General features: G+C 52.5%; 16 protein-coding genes, 2 tRNA genes and 4 pseudogenes. 11 read left to right on the top strand and 11 right to left on the bottom strand.

The annotated features are described in order from the left end of the window. Nucleotides 1–371: 371 nt before the first annotated feature. Nucleotides 372–1,541, bottom strand: a complete 1,170-nt coding sequence (locus tag K5E37_RS20915; protein ID WP_139834455.1) for an acyltransferase — start codon at nucleotides 1,539–1,541, stop codon at nucleotides 372–374. 153 nt (nucleotides 1,542–1,694) lie between these two features. On the opposite strand from K5E37_RS20915, the pseudogene K5E37_RS20920 reads away from it, so the two are divergent. Next, a pseudogene (locus K5E37_RS20920) lies at nucleotides 1,695–1,838 on the top strand (IS4 family transposase); the annotation flags it as partial. Nucleotides 1,839–2,206: 368 nt separating this feature from the next. Here K5E37_RS20920 and K5E37_RS20925 read toward each other — a convergent pair. Beyond that, on the bottom strand, nucleotides 2,207–2,500 hold the full coding sequence (locus K5E37_RS20925) for a hypothetical protein (protein ID WP_085605137.1): 294 nt from the start codon (nucleotides 2,498–2,500) through the stop codon (nucleotides 2,207–2,209). 897 nt (nucleotides 2,501–3,397) lie between these two features. On the opposite strand from K5E37_RS20925, the gene K5E37_RS20930 reads away from it, so the two are divergent. Next, nucleotides 3,398–3,700, top strand: coding sequence for a hypothetical protein (locus K5E37_RS20930; RefSeq protein WP_221535026.1), 303 nt, complete (start codon nucleotides 3,398–3,400; stop codon nucleotides 3,698–3,700). Nucleotides 3,701–3,879: 179 nt separating this feature from the next. Here K5E37_RS20930 and K5E37_RS20935 read toward each other — a convergent pair. The 3 genes and pseudogenes from K5E37_RS20935 to K5E37_RS20945 all read right to left on the bottom strand — a co-directional run. Next, nucleotides 3,880–4,140 (bottom strand): annotated as a pseudogene (locus K5E37_RS20935) (hypothetical protein); the annotation flags it as partial. 57 nt (nucleotides 4,141–4,197) lie between these two features. Further along, entirely contained in the window at nucleotides 4,198–4,800 is a 603-nt protein-coding gene (locus tag K5E37_RS20940; protein WP_221535027.1) for a tail assembly protein, read from the bottom strand. Nucleotides 4,801–4,851: 51 nt separating this feature from the next. Next, nucleotides 4,852–5,274 (bottom strand): hypothetical protein, encoded by a 423-nt coding sequence (locus tag K5E37_RS20945; RefSeq protein ID WP_221535028.1) that lies wholly within the window; start codon nucleotides 5,272–5,274, stop codon nucleotides 4,852–4,854. A gap of 105 nt (nucleotides 5,275–5,379) precedes the next feature. Here K5E37_RS20945 and K5E37_RS20950 point away from each other — a divergent pair, with 105 nt between their 5' ends. From K5E37_RS20950 to K5E37_RS20960, 3 genes are all read left to right on the top strand, one after another. Beyond that, the gene (locus K5E37_RS20950) at nucleotides 5,380–5,841 is read left to right on the top strand and encodes a hypothetical protein (protein WP_221535029.1); all 462 of its coding nucleotides are present in this window, start codon (nucleotides 5,380–5,382) and stop codon (nucleotides 5,839–5,841) included. 509 nt (nucleotides 5,842–6,350) lie between these two features. Beyond that, entirely contained in the window at nucleotides 6,351–7,022 is a 672-nt protein-coding gene (locus tag K5E37_RS20955) for a DUF6338 family protein (RefSeq protein WP_258713610.1), read from the top strand. A gap of 248 nt (nucleotides 7,023–7,270) precedes the next feature. Then, nucleotides 7,271–7,516, top strand: coding sequence for a hypothetical protein (locus K5E37_RS20960; RefSeq protein ID WP_221535031.1), 246 nt, complete (start codon nucleotides 7,271–7,273; stop codon nucleotides 7,514–7,516). A 67-nt stretch (nucleotides 7,517–7,583) separates the two neighbouring features. On the opposite strand, the pseudogene K5E37_RS29490 reads toward K5E37_RS20960, so the two are convergent. Both K5E37_RS29490 and K5E37_RS20965 read right to left on the bottom strand, forming a co-directional pair. Further along, a pseudogene (locus tag K5E37_RS29490) lies at nucleotides 7,584–7,754 on the bottom strand (transposase); the annotation flags it as partial. A 15-nt stretch (nucleotides 7,755–7,769) separates the two neighbouring features. Next, nucleotides 7,770–8,327: a helix-turn-helix domain-containing protein gene (locus tag K5E37_RS20965; protein WP_258711810.1), complete on the bottom strand. Its 558-nt coding sequence runs from the start codon at nucleotides 8,325–8,327 to the stop codon at nucleotides 7,770–7,772. A 149-nt stretch (nucleotides 8,328–8,476) separates the two neighbouring features. Here K5E37_RS20965 and K5E37_RS20970 point away from each other — a divergent pair, with 149 nt between their 5' ends. Beyond that, complete coding sequence (locus K5E37_RS20970) at nucleotides 8,477–8,734, top strand: hypothetical protein (RefSeq protein ID WP_258711811.1); 258 nt, start codon at nucleotides 8,477–8,479, stop codon at nucleotides 8,732–8,734. Between the two features lie 17 nt (nucleotides 8,735–8,751). Beyond that, nucleotides 8,752–9,066 (top strand): DUF4406 domain-containing protein, encoded by a 315-nt coding sequence (locus K5E37_RS20975; protein ID WP_221535032.1) that lies wholly within the window; start codon nucleotides 8,752–8,754, stop codon nucleotides 9,064–9,066. 4 nt (nucleotides 9,067–9,070) lie between these two features. Here K5E37_RS20975 and K5E37_RS20980 read toward each other — a convergent pair whose 3' ends face one another. Continuing rightward, nucleotides 9,071–9,472, bottom strand: coding sequence for a hypothetical protein (locus tag K5E37_RS20980; protein ID WP_221535033.1), 402 nt, complete (start codon nucleotides 9,470–9,472; stop codon nucleotides 9,071–9,073). 132 nt (nucleotides 9,473–9,604) lie between these two features. Continuing rightward, a complete protein-coding gene (locus K5E37_RS20985) occupies nucleotides 9,605–9,841 on the bottom strand; it encodes a hypothetical protein (protein ID WP_221535034.1) in 237 nt (78 codons plus the stop codon). A gap of 71 nt (nucleotides 9,842–9,912) precedes the next feature. On the opposite strand from K5E37_RS20985, the gene K5E37_RS20990 reads away from it, so the two are divergent. The 4 genes and pseudogenes from K5E37_RS20990 to xerC all read left to right on the top strand — a co-directional run bounded on the left by K5E37_RS20990 (nucleotide 9,913) and on the right by xerC (nucleotide 12,068). Further along, nucleotides 9,913–10,260 carry a hypothetical protein gene (locus tag K5E37_RS20990; RefSeq protein ID WP_221535035.1) on the top strand — a complete coding sequence of 116 codons (348 nt, stop codon included), beginning with the start codon at nucleotides 9,913–9,915 and terminating at the stop codon, nucleotides 10,258–10,260. A gap of 200 nt (nucleotides 10,261–10,460) precedes the next feature. Next, complete coding sequence (locus K5E37_RS29495; protein ID WP_258711813.1) at nucleotides 10,461–10,619, top strand: hypothetical protein; 159 nt, start codon at nucleotides 10,461–10,463, stop codon at nucleotides 10,617–10,619. 209 nt (nucleotides 10,620–10,828) lie between these two features. Beyond that, a complete protein-coding gene (locus tag K5E37_RS21000; protein WP_221535036.1) occupies nucleotides 10,829–11,035 on the top strand; it encodes a DUF4224 domain-containing protein in 207 nt (68 codons plus the stop codon). Between the two features lies 1 nt (nucleotide 11,036). After that, nucleotides 11,037–12,068: pseudogene (gene xerC, locus K5E37_RS21005) on the top strand (tyrosine recombinase XerC). 82 nt (nucleotides 12,069–12,150) lie between these two features. Here xerC and K5E37_RS21010 read toward each other — a convergent pair. Continuing rightward, nucleotides 12,151–12,237: transfer RNA gene (locus K5E37_RS21010), tRNA-Leu, on the bottom strand. A gap of 195 nt (nucleotides 12,238–12,432) precedes the next feature. Further along, nucleotides 12,433–12,506, bottom strand: a tRNA-Cys gene (locus tag K5E37_RS21015). Between the last annotated feature and the right edge of the window lie 15 nt (nucleotides 12,507–12,521).

A 12,521-nucleotide genomic window follows, 5' to 3' on the forward strand; every position in this document is an offset into this window, starting at 1 on the left:
GGGCCACATCCGCGCTGGGGCAGCGCCCCAGCTCAGTGCGAATATGAGCGGCGCACAATTAAAATTCTTCAAGTTCCGTCCATTCAGCGGCACAGGCACCGATGTCAGGATTAGACAAGATCAATACCTGAAGTGGCCGAGCACTGTTGTGATCAATCCGCTCGAGCCCTCCCGGATTTGGTGATCAAGGATTCACATAAGGGGGACTGACGCATAAAAATCTGTCCCGTCATACGCCCAACCCTGTTGCGGCTGCGGATTTATGATGAACGCCTCCGGAATAAAAACACCCTGCGAACGCGCAGCCCTCGCAGGGTGCCAGGGTGACATCTCATTAGCCGCGCTTAGGCGGTTTGAATAATCAACATCTACTAATAGGTAGCCACCCGAAAAAAGGATTTTCTCCTTATCGCCAACATTATTTTCCTGTGAACAGGTAACTCAACATAGTTTCCTATGGCACCGGAAACAATAATTACCAGAAAGAAATAACCAACAAATACAATCGATCCGGAAAAACCATTACTTGAGCACCATGTTCGAAGACCATTTCCGTAGGCTATGCCGAATGCTACCGTATGAATCAAATAAATCGAGTACGACCCATCTCCCAGCCAAACGAAAACCCGAGTTATTTTTTCTGAAATACCCAAGTCAACATCCTTGATTTCCGTGCCGATCGCTGCCGCAAAGATCAACACCGCAGCACCACCAAACAAAATTATCCTAGGTAAAAACATGTCTCCACGGGTCATAGAGACCCCATAGACATTAATCGAAAGATAGATTGCCAACGAAAGAACAAGGGCCGCGGCCATCCATAGTACAATTGACATTTTTGCCAATCGCGATTCCCATCCTAATGACAACAAATAGGCCAATGTGACACCGCAGAAAAATTCGACGAACCATAGTGATGTGAGGTAGCCAGGCAATAGACCATCTACCCAACGATTCCAAGACACGTCCGCCATGAAGGCATTGTAATCGTAGAAAGTCGCTGCCCCGGAGCTGATTACTACAACTGCCTTCAATACAAATAGCCCTACAACAATGCTTAGCGCGCAATACCTTTTACGACTGGAATAAATAAACATGAGCGCAAACGCCAGCCAATAAAACAAAACCTCATATACCAGAGTCCAGGCTACCGGCAATAGCTGCGTTGAAATCCGCTGCGGGTAGAGCATTATGGATTTTGCAACATCGGCATTTCCGCTACCAAGTCCAAAAAATAAAATAACAAACACCACAGCTAAATATGGAATATAAATTCGGGCAGTTCTACCAAGTAAAAAACCAACTCTGTCAGTAGATGTTAATTTTTCTTTGGCGATCATAGGCCAGAGTACAAACCCGCTTGTAACGAAGAACAGATCTACTCCAAAAAAACCGAACCAGCTCAATGGGCCGGGAGCGGCAATCCCTAGAACGGCCAATAGTTGATCCTCAAAATGGTAGGCCGCGACCAATAACGCTGCCAGACCACGCATTATCTGTACAGAAGTCCATCTTTTTCTTTCAATAGTTGAGCTGTTCACACCTGGTGATCCTTGGTCTATAGGCGCGGAACTATACCATCTGTAATGTTCGAATAAAGGCCGCCGTTGGGCTAATGCTGTTCACTTAAGCATTCGAGTCTCAGCAGGGCTTCCCCGAAAACCCGTTGCCAGATCTCTGTCTTCGGATTTTTTATGTCTGTTCAACAGGAATTGCTCGAACTTGGCGACTTTTTTTACTTCTGTGACCTGAGCACCTTCACCCAAAACATCCCCGTTGAATGGGTGGCGTCGGCGGTAAACCTTTCCAGTCAGGCCACCATTCACCGCCATTGGCTGATCCCGGCCAAAAACAAGCACGAATAGTGAGGAGGTGACCCGTTACAGCCAGCACGACCGCTTGGTGCGCATGAAAGTCTCTCCGCAGGCCAGGACACGAAACCTGACGCTCCCGACGCACCGGGAGGCGCGTGAAGTCCGCTATGAAGGTCAAGGCAGACTCAACGATTATCAGAGTTAAGGGAGGTATTGGAGCGTTATCACCACCCAAGGCCTTCGAGGCCAAGGACGCTGAAGATTTCAAAGACACGGTCTCCAGTGAACCATAAGGCTTCTCCCCTTAAGTGAACAGAATCAAGATCGAATCGGCCTTTTTTCTGTTCACTCAACGCCCGGGCGATCAAAGCCCGGTTAATGGAACACCCGGATTACTTCGTTTTCTTCACTTGGCAAACCCCATTGGCTTTGTTCTTGCCCGTATACGAGACATCAGGTGAGCCGTCGGACATGATCGTCAGCGAGATGGTCACCCCGCCGCCTTTCGCTTCGAAGGCGTTTTCGTTGAATTTCTTCAGTTTCCCTTCTTTACCGTTGATGTAGATGGGGCCGCCCTTGTCAGCGTGGACCTCGATATTTCCAGGGCATGTCGCGTTCAGCAGTGGAATTCCTGCTTGAGCAAGGCCGGAAAATATCAGCAAAACGCCCATTAGCAGTCGCTTCATCATCATTGCCCTGTGTCAGGTTTAGCGAGAAATAAACACTAGCTCACTTCGATTGCAATGACCTGACAACACGTCTGAAATCGAAAGGAAAAGCAGGTGATACCGCTAAATGATTGGCGGAAAGGAATTTTTCATTGCGGAAAAAACAGAAACGCCTGCATGAGGTATCTCATGCAGGCGTTTGATATTCATGGTGCCCGAAGCCGGAATCGAACCGGCACGCCCTTACGAGCGGGGGATTTAAGTCCTACGTTAGAATCAGGCGGGCTGCGGCTTTGAGCCTGTTTTCCGGGCCGCAATTCTTCCCAGTCCATACTCATTTGGCCCAATGTTTTCAGATGCTGAAAAATAATTGCGGCCCGGAGTTTTCTACAGAAATCGGCACTGCCAATGTTTAGAAAACGACTATCCATCAAATGGCATCATGCCGATTTTGCATACTCCCTCCCACGGCGTTCTGCCGACCGAACACAATCAAAAATCCTACAGCTCGTCGCTTCACCCTCGCCCACCTATTGCACCTCGATTACTGTATATCCAAACAGTTCAAAGCAAGACGGCCCCGTGGATCCCCTTTTTATAGAAGACACCGACGAATGGCTCGGCTGCCCGACGCCGCTCGAAACATGCCGTCAGCAACTCAGGCTTTACGAAAATGAATTCGAGGAACTGAATCGTCAGCTGTGCGAAGAGAGGGCGGATATTCAAGCTGGTCCAGATGAACACCGAGACCAACAAAGACCGTGACGCACTGCGTAAACAACTGCAGGCGGCCCAAGCCGATGTGGGAAGCCGAGACCGATCATTGCGATGACGCCTAAAAGCTTCATGTAACTGAACACACGCTAATCCTCTGCTATACAAGAGATCCGCAATCGATAACCAATGGAGTTGGAAATGCCTACAAAAAGGGAAATTACTATCGCAGGGATCGGCGCGGCGCTCGGTGCCGGGGCCAAACAAGCGCCTGCTGAATTCAGCATCGGCAATACAAATATCAAGATCGATAATCGGGGAATCAGCATCATCCTGAACGAGGCAGGCCTCGACCAATTCGCACTGAGAATTTACCGGCCGGATATCGACGCTTCAGCCTGGGGGTATGTGCTTGTGGCTGAGCCAGGTGCGAAACCCAGTGATAAAGGTGAGGCAGGTTGGAGCGACTATCATGTTGTCGGGTTCATGCCAAAGACTGCATGATCAGACGAGAATATTCAGCACTTTCTCGTACAAAGCTTGTAGCTCATCAGCGCCGTTTGGAGTACGCCCGCGCCGACCGGTGTTGATGATGCTGCCAATATTTGTGTTGTCACCAGAATCCGCCAGAGTGTTGAGTCAGTGCGTTGCCGACCACCAGGCTGCCGACATCGTGGCGTGCTGTAGGTCTGGTTCACCGAACCCGGGCGCCAATCCGACTTCACGCCCGGAAAGTTGTAGTTGCCGCTAGCATCACGAATCGGCGTGTTGTCCAGGTAAATGTCGTATTCGGTCGGAACGCCGTCAAACTCGCCCTCGCCCACGGCGATCAGCAGCTTGGCCAGGTTGGTCGAGCGCAGGCTGTCGCTGGCTTCGACCGGTGATTTCGGCTTACTGCCGCCGCCCTTCTCGCCGATATTTTCGATTTGTTCCGCTGCTCCCATGCTTTCCTCCAGGCATAAAAAACCGCCTCGCGGGCGGTTGGTGTACTACTGTCCTTCTTACACTTTGTCTTCGGCCAGGATTGAGGCCGAGATGATCATCCCGCCCCATCGGCGATCGCCGATGCAGATCGGCACCGGGTTTCCGCTGGCCGTGGTGTTGTTAGCGCTGCCGAAGGCGTGGGACGGGGCGATTTCGGGGGATGCGCTTTGCTTCAGGCCTGAGGCTTGGGGGCTGAGCATTTGGATAACGCCGCCGGCGACAAGGCCGATACCCGCGCCAATCAGTGGCGCACCAAATGGCGTGGTCGAAAGAAACGTACCGGCAACGATCAAAACAGCACCGATGATGGTTTGAATCAACCCAGCCTTCTTGCTTCCGTGGATGACCGGCACAATACGAATGTCGGTTGCGCCACCCAAACCAAATTCTGCTTCGCCAACGTTCTTTCGATTGCGAAACACGGCGAAGCGCATGCCCCGCCGATCAAGGCGCTGAATCTCCTCCTTGAATCCCTCAAGCGTCGCCTTCAATGCTCGGAACGCTTCCCAAGCCTGGCCAGAATCCAATACTCGACGATGAACTCTGCCAAACTTGGCCGCAAGAGACCCGGACAGCTTGATCGTAGTCGTCGGCTGATAGCGAGCAACGCTCGATTGCATGACTTTCTCCAGTCATAAAAAACCGCCCGAAGGCGGCTGATTTGAATTCATTTACTGATAATCGACGTGCGGTACGAGAAAATAGCCGCTCATGTCTCCACTGATTCTGTAGAGGCTTTCTTTGCCGCTTTGCACATTGGCAGAGATCGTACGAATGGCTGCTCCGCCACACAGCCCAGAACCAGCGAGACTTGCTCCAATACTTGGATTACCCGGCGGCAGATAAAAGGAAGCGCGCTGACCGGTGCCGATTTTCGCGGCCTTCCGACCATCGACATACACGACGATGTCACAACCAGATCCAACCATTCCCGAGTCCCGGACGACCATTACCTTGCCGCTTTCTCCGGGTGGTTTGGTTTGAAACGCGTACAGCTCATCACGCGGTACCGGATCAGCCTGGCTAACCGGAATAGCTGACGATGCACATCCAGCCAACAGCGCCAACGCCAGCGCTCCTACGATCAATTTCATGCAGGTCACTCCTGTGGAAATGGCGCGTACTGTAGCATTGACCGCGCAGGCGATTCGAACCTGCCCCAACGCCAATTGAAAACCCTACAAACAGCGGAATTCCTCATGGAAGAATGGACAACAAACCCTCAGTTTTGGATAAGCAGTGCTGTATCGGCGCTCGTAGGGTTTCTACTTCAATTTTTGTATCGCTCATCGCAAAGTGCAGTTCACGCTATGCTCGTCGGAGCAAAGGGCCGCATTCGATCCTTTTTCCGAGGTCGGAAGCTGAAAGACTTAAAACGAATCAAGGCTGCTAGATTCGACAGCGCAAAGATTAACCGGGAGATCGCGCTGAGCTACGCCATGCTGACGCTGTTCATTTTAAATGCAGCAGGATGTCTGTTGAGCTTCGGATTTGCTCCATCCGTGACACAAAAGAGCTACATTTTGGCAATTCTCTACGCCTCACTCACAGGCATTCCGCTTCTAATTTTTGAATTCGCATGGCTGGTGACGTCAACAAGAGTGGACGAAATGCTGAAGTATCGTAGTCGCATCAAACGACGCAATCGTCGCCTCCGCTAAACAGAAGCCCGGCCCGCAGGTTCTTCATTCGTATAAGAAAAAATTTTAAGTGCAGTGCTGGGCCTTCAATGAATAAATATGGAACCGTATGACAGCCCCCTCCCTCATCTTCAAATACCTTGGCCACACCAAACGAGATGACGGTTTGATTAGACGTTACAATTTAGAAGTCACCGATAGCCGGAGCGGCAAGACTGTAACGATCTCTGTCGAACCCAAGCACCTTGCCTCAGCCCGAAGCATGAAAAGAATCCTTCTGGACCGGTGTATGTTCTACAGAGCAACTCGTGCAGAGCATGACGAGATGCTACTCAAGATTCTTGATCTACAGTCTGAAGCGCTCCAAGAGTAGCCCTGCTTCGCCTGCCTTTTAAGACTGTTCAAGCCCTTAAAAAACGCCCCTCATCAGCACAAACGCCAGCGCTCCTAAGATCAACTTCATGCAGGTCACTCCTGTGGGAAAGGGTTCACTGTAGCGCGGCACTGTCCGGGCATCCAGCGTGGATGAAATGCCAGTGGCAGAATTGGATCCAGCCATAGTAGCCTTATGCCAACAACAAAGAAAAGAGGACATGAAGCATCACTGCTTTAATAAAACCATGGATGAAATTAAAGACCTTCTGCCTACTCTCCAATTGTTGTTACCTGGCTTTCTGACAACTGTCATTTTCTATTGGTTAGCAGATGTTCCTAAGCCGTCTCAATTCGAGCGAGTGATTCAGGCACTAATTTGCACCCCGCTTATCAACCTTACTGTTCAATTAGTAAAATTCTTATCACTGAAGATTGGGGATTATTACTCATTCGGAAAATGGGAAGACCATACCAACACTATTTACTCTATAGCCATTTCAATATGCGCAGGAGTAGTCCTTGCTTACGCTTGCAACAAAGACTTTTTCTACTCCATTGCTAGAAAAAGAAAAATAACATCAAAAGCGTCACACAGTGATCAAATCCATATATTTCGGAGTCGTGCAGGAAACGCAATAACACTTCAACTCAAGGACTCCAGACGTCTAATGGGATATATCGCTGCAATCCCATCCTCAGAATCTTCAGGTCAATACTTGATCCAATGCCCTAGATGGATTGTCGGCGAAGAATACAAGGAGTGTGAAGGCACAGAATCGATAATGATTAGCCACTCAGAAGTGCAATGGGTTGAATTTACAGATTAATGGAGCATCACTATGACACCGAAAGAGCTGGAAGAACTGCAGAAGCGATTTGAGCGCGGCGAAATAAGCGTGGGCATTGAGCATTTGATTCCAACAGTTGACAGAAAGCCAATGCCGACGAAGGTTCCAACCCCGCCCCCCCCAATAGAGGGTGAGAAAAAACAATAGCGACTATCCCAGTCCTTTTCCTGCAAGCCCAAGGACTGGGATTGCGCCAATTTCGGCGCGGACAACGCAAGGAGCATGAAATGAGTGAAAAAAAAGTTTTGAGTTCATTCGAGACAGGAACCCTCGCCGCGATCACCCTTATAGGAACCGCCCTCGCTGGTTTGGATCTGTCAAAGCGTACGAAAATCAGTAATGCCGCGCAGGACCTTATCGAGGCGCTGCCTGTTGATCGAGAGTACGCTGATGGCTCATCGGGTCATCAGTTGGCGCTTCGAGCGCTGATAAAAGGTTTGCACCCAATTGAGTCGCCGAAATCTGACGACTGATCCATTGCAACAACTTCCCTGCGTCAGCGTGACCAGGGAAGTCGCCAATGGGCTTATTTTTGGTTCTTCACGGATTACCGGGAAAGACGCTCTTGATCTTCATGAAAAAGAATTCGCTATCCCGGTAACCGTACGCCATACGCTTGATGACCTTTATTCGATTGTTTATTCCTTCCAACTGACCGGTGTGCATCGGCCAGCGAACCCGACTCACGATGGCCCGCCAGAACCTTTTAGCCGTTTGGCAAAAGGATCAGGGCCGGAATTTCGCTTTCATGAGCATGACGCAGCCATTGCTTCCAGGCCGATCTCCAGGCGCAGGCGGTACTCGGTGCCCAGCGAATTCATCCATCACCAAACGTCGTGGTTGCGCCTTCGGCAGTTCGCTCAATACCGCCTGCAAGGCGCGACGCTCCAGCAATCTAACCGTGTCCCAATGCAGGCCAAACATTTGGGCCACGTGCAGGGTAGGAAAGCGCTCGCAAGCCTGAATAACCGCATCGGCCAGGCGGCGCGTCATGCGCGCATAGCGATCCAGCCAACTGACGGCCTCCATGCGTTTGCCACAATCGCGGCAGCCAACTCGCCTGAGCAAAACGTTGAGGCGTACCGCACGGCCAAGAATGGGCAAATCACGAACGACTCGCTCGCAATACTCATGAGTGGTTGAACAGGTTTTTTGGCAGCCGCCACAGGAAGGGAATCGGGTGGCGTGGGGTGTTAGATCGATCTGGAGGGCGTCACCATCGGGCTTGATGTTGACGACAGAAAAGCCCTCCCAAAAAGGAAGGAAAGTATTAATATCGCGCATAAGAACGCCGGTTTGTTAGATGTGTTTGCTCGCACGAACATCATCAATCAAATCGGCGTTCTTGTTTCTGTGTTTCCCGGGATTCCGTGAAGAACCTATTAATTCGCCCACCCTCCACCGCCCGGGCATGCCCCGGCATAGGACTCCACATGCCCACAGAAAACAAACCGGTCGATCCGTTCGGCCCCAGCGGTCGCACATTCCACATTCACTTAAGCGTGCGCGGCGCGCTGCGTGACTTCAGCAAGCGCCAACTCCGCGGAATGTTCCAGCACGCCGACGGCACCAAGTGCTCCGCCGATGAGGCGAAGGATCACCTGCTGAAGCGCTGGCCCAGGGCAAAAGAGGTGCTGCCGTTCGGGCCGCCTTGCGAGGGTTTCGATTTCACCGGCAATGGCTGCCCATGACACGACACGGAGGCAGCATGAAGCGCATCTACCTCAGCGGTCCCATGACCAATATGCTGGACCTGAACTACCCGCTGTTCCATTCCACGGCCGCCAGCCTACGCGTCGCCGGGCACAGCGTCATCAACCCCGCCGAGTTAAACCCAGGCCCGGGCACCTGGAGCGAGTGCATGCGCCGCGATATTAAAGCGCTGATGGAATGCAACACCGTTGCCACGCTGCCCGGCTGGCAGGACTCCCGCGGTGCCAGCCTCGAAGTGCACATCGGAAAGGAACTCGGCATGAAGGTTGTGAATGCCCATGATCTGGCATCGATGGAGATTGCAGGATGAGTGACTACTCTGCGTCTAGGTCCGCCCTGATGCGAGCAGCGATAGACGGCGCCCAGTCCTGGCCAGTAATTTGATACGTCGAACGCTTCTTGCTAACGATTCGAATTGAATAACTGTGTGCTGATGGCGAGACAGGAGTCACAAACAAACCGATGACCTCCCCCCAGGTGGCCATTCCTGCAGGTGCTTCGGATTTGATGACGCCAGCACTCTTGTTTGACTCGACGATTGCCAAGCCGGAACTCATAGCGCTCACCGACGCCTTCCACACCTCGTTGTAAGTTTTATCACGTACCTCAACAGTCACTCCACTGTCAGTTGGCTGAAGCCCGTCAACAGTAGAGCAAGCAGAAACACTAAGGCACAAAGCACCCACAGCTAAAACCTTCGATACGTTTTTAATCATAAAAACCCCCATCGATCAGAAAACTTAGTAAAGCTCAGTTCCACTGAAGCGGTTTGGCTAGATGAAAGCTCGCAACGGGCCAGAGCTTCGCATAAATCCCGGAAAAAATTCCCTCCCCTTCAAAGTCAGCCGCTATAGCGGATCGAAATCGCCTAATTGCTCTCGAGCAATTGGGATAGCGAATTCCAGCAGCTCCAGAGGTACATCCTGCTCGAACAGTGTCACCTCAAAGCGCATCGACCCATCGTTTCGAAAGATTTCAAACACTGGTCCGGCATTTCCGCGCCAGCACTCCCACGCGAGACCATCGCGCCCGTGGACAACGCTGGATGCCCGACAGAAACGATATTCAATCCCGTGAACGACCATCCGCAACCTCCTTTCTTGAGGACTGAACGATACCCCTCCATTGATAGCCGCTATAGCGGTAAGGACCCCATGTGCTCAATGCAAAAATTTACCACTCACTGAACACGCTTACTGCAAGCCAAATGGCCAAGTTGCTGGCGATGCATCACGGAATCGGTGCTTTCGGCTACAAGTACGAAAGCCTGCGTGACGCACCGAATGGCCTAATTACGCTTGAAGATTTGGCGTCCATGCCCGGCGAGGATCTGGAACGACTTTACGATGAGAGCTCGCACAATGACGCGGTGAACGAGGTACGTTACAGCGCAGTAGCCGCCCCGGGAATGCCGTCTTGGTGCCACTACAGCTGGGAGCGCGACTACGAGGTTGATGTGAAGTCCTTCATCCTGCCCGATGGCCGTGCGCTCGCTTTTTTGTGAGATGAGCGGCGGCGGTAAGCACGGCGAGCCAGATGCCTACCCCCCCTAGGTTGAAGAGGCCAGGTTCATCAAGGTCTCCGGCGTCGAAGAGCGCGTCATCAAGACTTACAAGTTCGAGGATATTCCAGAAGCCTCAGAGCAGATGCCATGATTGCCCTCGCCTGGTTCACCTACGTCTACTGCTACAAAGTCCGGCATCCATGAACCGTCTGGTCAGCGTCCGCATCAAGGAACTGACCGGACCGGCGCTGGACTGGGCCATCAACGCGATCGAGGAGGACCAGCAGCCCGTGGCAGGCCAGTTGGACCTCTTCGCCCTGCCCGACACTGAGCATCTGATCGCGAACTACGGCGTCTGAGTCGAGCGTGGGAACCAGTCACCCTGGTTGGCCGATATGGCCCGTGATCCATTCAACCGCCAGCCCGGCGAAACCCGAACCATCGCTGTGTTCCGCGCCGTGGTCTTTGCCAAGCGCGGCGCCACGGTCAAAGTCCCCGCCGAACTCCTCTAGCAGCAAATCACTACCGAAAAACCACCTTCTGCCGCCGCGCGCGGCATGGATAGCTCATGAACATTCAATTTTTATCGCACGAAGAAGTTTGCGAGCTGACCGGCGCGCGGACCAAGGCAGGACAGATCCTGAACCTGAAGAAAAACGGAATCCGGCACTCGATCAAGCGCAATGGCTGGCCGGCGGTGACAACGTTGGCAGTAACCGCCGTTGGAAGCTACGAAGCTGAAAAACCAGTATGGACGCCAAGAAAGGCGAGTTGAGATGGGACGAAGACCTAGCAAGCCGGGCTCAATTGCTCGGGTGAGAGAGCGCAAGAAAGCCAGCGGCCGCATCTACTATTACTACAACACCGGCGGAAAGGACCGCAAGGAGATCGCGCTTGGCAGCGTTTACGGCCTGGCAATCATGGAATACGCCAAGCTGGAGCGGGATCGGACAGACGTTGACTTGGTCGCCAAGGTCGTCACGTTCCGCTATGTGGCAGAGAAGTACATGGTCGACGTGGTGCCCACCAAGGCCGCAAGCACCCAGAAAGACAATGCACGCGAGCTGAAGAACCTGATGGCATTCTTCGACGATCCGCCGGCGCCACTGGAAACAATCCAGCCCCTGCACGTACGCCAGTACCTTACCTGGCGGAAATCCGCACCCATCCGCGCAAACCGTGAGAAAGCTCTGCTCAGTGCGATCTGGAACTACGCCCGAGACAAAGGCTATACCTCGCTTGCCAACCCATGTTCAGGCATCAGGGGCAACAAAGAAACCGGCCGGGACACCTACGTCGAAGACGAACTGTTCAAACGGGCCTACGACAAAGCAGACCCAGGGTTACAAGATGCGATGGACCTGGCTTACCTGACCGGTCAAAGGGTCACAGACACCCGAATGATGGACGAACGGGACGTCCGGGATGGCCAGATCTGGGTTTTGCAGGGGAAAACGAAAGCCAAACGGCGAATCGAGGTCATTGGCGAGCTGAAGGTTTTGATTGATCGAACCATGGCCAGGAAGGCAGGACACAAGGTCCGCTCGACGCGGCTGTTCGTGACAGAGGATGGCACTCCGATGACGGAGGCGATGTTGCAGAGGCGGTTTGATGTGGCCCGGGAGGCCGCTGGAGTCGAAAAGGCCGAATTCCAAATGCGTGATCTGTGAGCCAAGGCCGGTACCGACAAAGCGGAATCGAGCGGCGATATCATGCAGGGCAAAGATCAACTTGGGCATACCACCGTCGTAATGACCGAGCAGTACATTCGGAATCGCAAAGGCAAAAGAGTCATGCCTACGAAGTGAATTGCGGACCACTGTCAAAATTTCGGCCCGGAAACAAACAAGGGTTTGCATCAGCTTTCGCTCGCAAACCCTTGATTTAAGATGGTGCCCGAAGCCGGAATCGAACCGGCACGCCCTTACGAGCGGGGGATTTTAAGTCCCATGCGTCTACCAGTTTCGCCATTCGGGCGGTAGCGCGGTGTTGCTTGGCTCTTACGACGATTCACAGTCCTGACAGGAACTGTACGTCGGCGGCAGAGGGGGAAATATATACATCACTTCCCGGTGAAGCAAGTTTGCAGTTGCCGTTTCAAAGACAAAATCTTTCAGTGCAACGCAAATAAAAAAGCTCCGTAAATCATGGATCTACGGAGCTTGTTTATAGTGGAGGCCGAGGTCGGAATCGAACCGGCGTAGGCGGATTTGCAATCCGCTGCATAACCATTTTGCTACTCGGCCTCAAAACATTTGCTG

This window comes from Pseudomonas sp. RIT778 (assembly GCF_019718735.1).
GTDB lineage: Bacteria > Pseudomonadota > Gammaproteobacteria > Pseudomonadales > Pseudomonadaceae > Aquipseudomonas > Aquipseudomonas aphyarum.

Excerpts from the sequence above, each read along its gene's own strand:
- K5E37_RS20925 (WP_085605137.1), bottom strand. The coding sequence starts at position 2,500 with ATGAAGCGACTGCTAATGGGCGTTTTGCTGATATTTTCCGGCCTTGCT.
- K5E37_RS20930 (WP_221535026.1), top strand. The coding sequence starts at position 3,398 with ATGCCTACAAAAAGGGAAATTACTATCGCAGGGATCGGCGCGGCGCTC.
- K5E37_RS20940 (WP_221535027.1), bottom strand. The coding sequence starts at position 4,800 with ATGCAATCGAGCGTTGCTCGCTATCAGCCGACGACTACGATCAAGCTG.
- K5E37_RS20945 (WP_221535028.1), bottom strand. The coding sequence starts at position 5,274 with ATGAAATTGATCGTAGGAGCGCTGGCGTTGGCGCTGTTGGCTGGATGT.
- K5E37_RS20950 (WP_221535029.1), top strand. The coding sequence starts at position 5,380 with ATGGAAGAATGGACAACAAACCCTCAGTTTTGGATAAGCAGTGCTGTA.
- K5E37_RS20955 (WP_258713610.1), top strand. The coding sequence starts at position 6,351 with ATGCCAGTGGCAGAATTGGATCCAGCCATAGTAGCCTTATGCCAACAA.
- K5E37_RS20960 (WP_221535031.1), top strand. The coding sequence starts at position 7,271 with ATGAGTGAAAAAAAAGTTTTGAGTTCATTCGAGACAGGAACCCTCGCC.
- K5E37_RS20965 (WP_258711810.1), bottom strand. The coding sequence starts at position 8,327 with ATGCGCGATATTAATACTTTCCTTCCTTTTTGGGAGGGCTTTTCTGTC.
- K5E37_RS20970 (WP_258711811.1), top strand. The coding sequence starts at position 8,477 with ATGCCCACAGAAAACAAACCGGTCGATCCGTTCGGCCCCAGCGGTCGC.
- K5E37_RS20975 (WP_221535032.1), top strand. The coding sequence starts at position 8,752 with ATGAAGCGCATCTACCTCAGCGGTCCCATGACCAATATGCTGGACCTG.
- K5E37_RS20980 (WP_221535033.1), bottom strand. The coding sequence starts at position 9,472 with ATGATTAAAAACGTATCGAAGGTTTTAGCTGTGGGTGCTTTGTGCCTT.
- K5E37_RS20985 (WP_221535034.1), bottom strand. The coding sequence starts at position 9,841 with ATGGTCGTTCACGGGATTGAATATCGTTTCTGTCGGGCATCCAGCGTT.
- K5E37_RS29495 (WP_258711813.1), top strand. The coding sequence starts at position 10,461 with ATGAACCGTCTGGTCAGCGTCCGCATCAAGGAACTGACCGGACCGGCG.
- K5E37_RS21000 (WP_221535036.1), top strand. The coding sequence starts at position 10,829 with ATGAACATTCAATTTTTATCGCACGAAGAAGTTTGCGAGCTGACCGGC.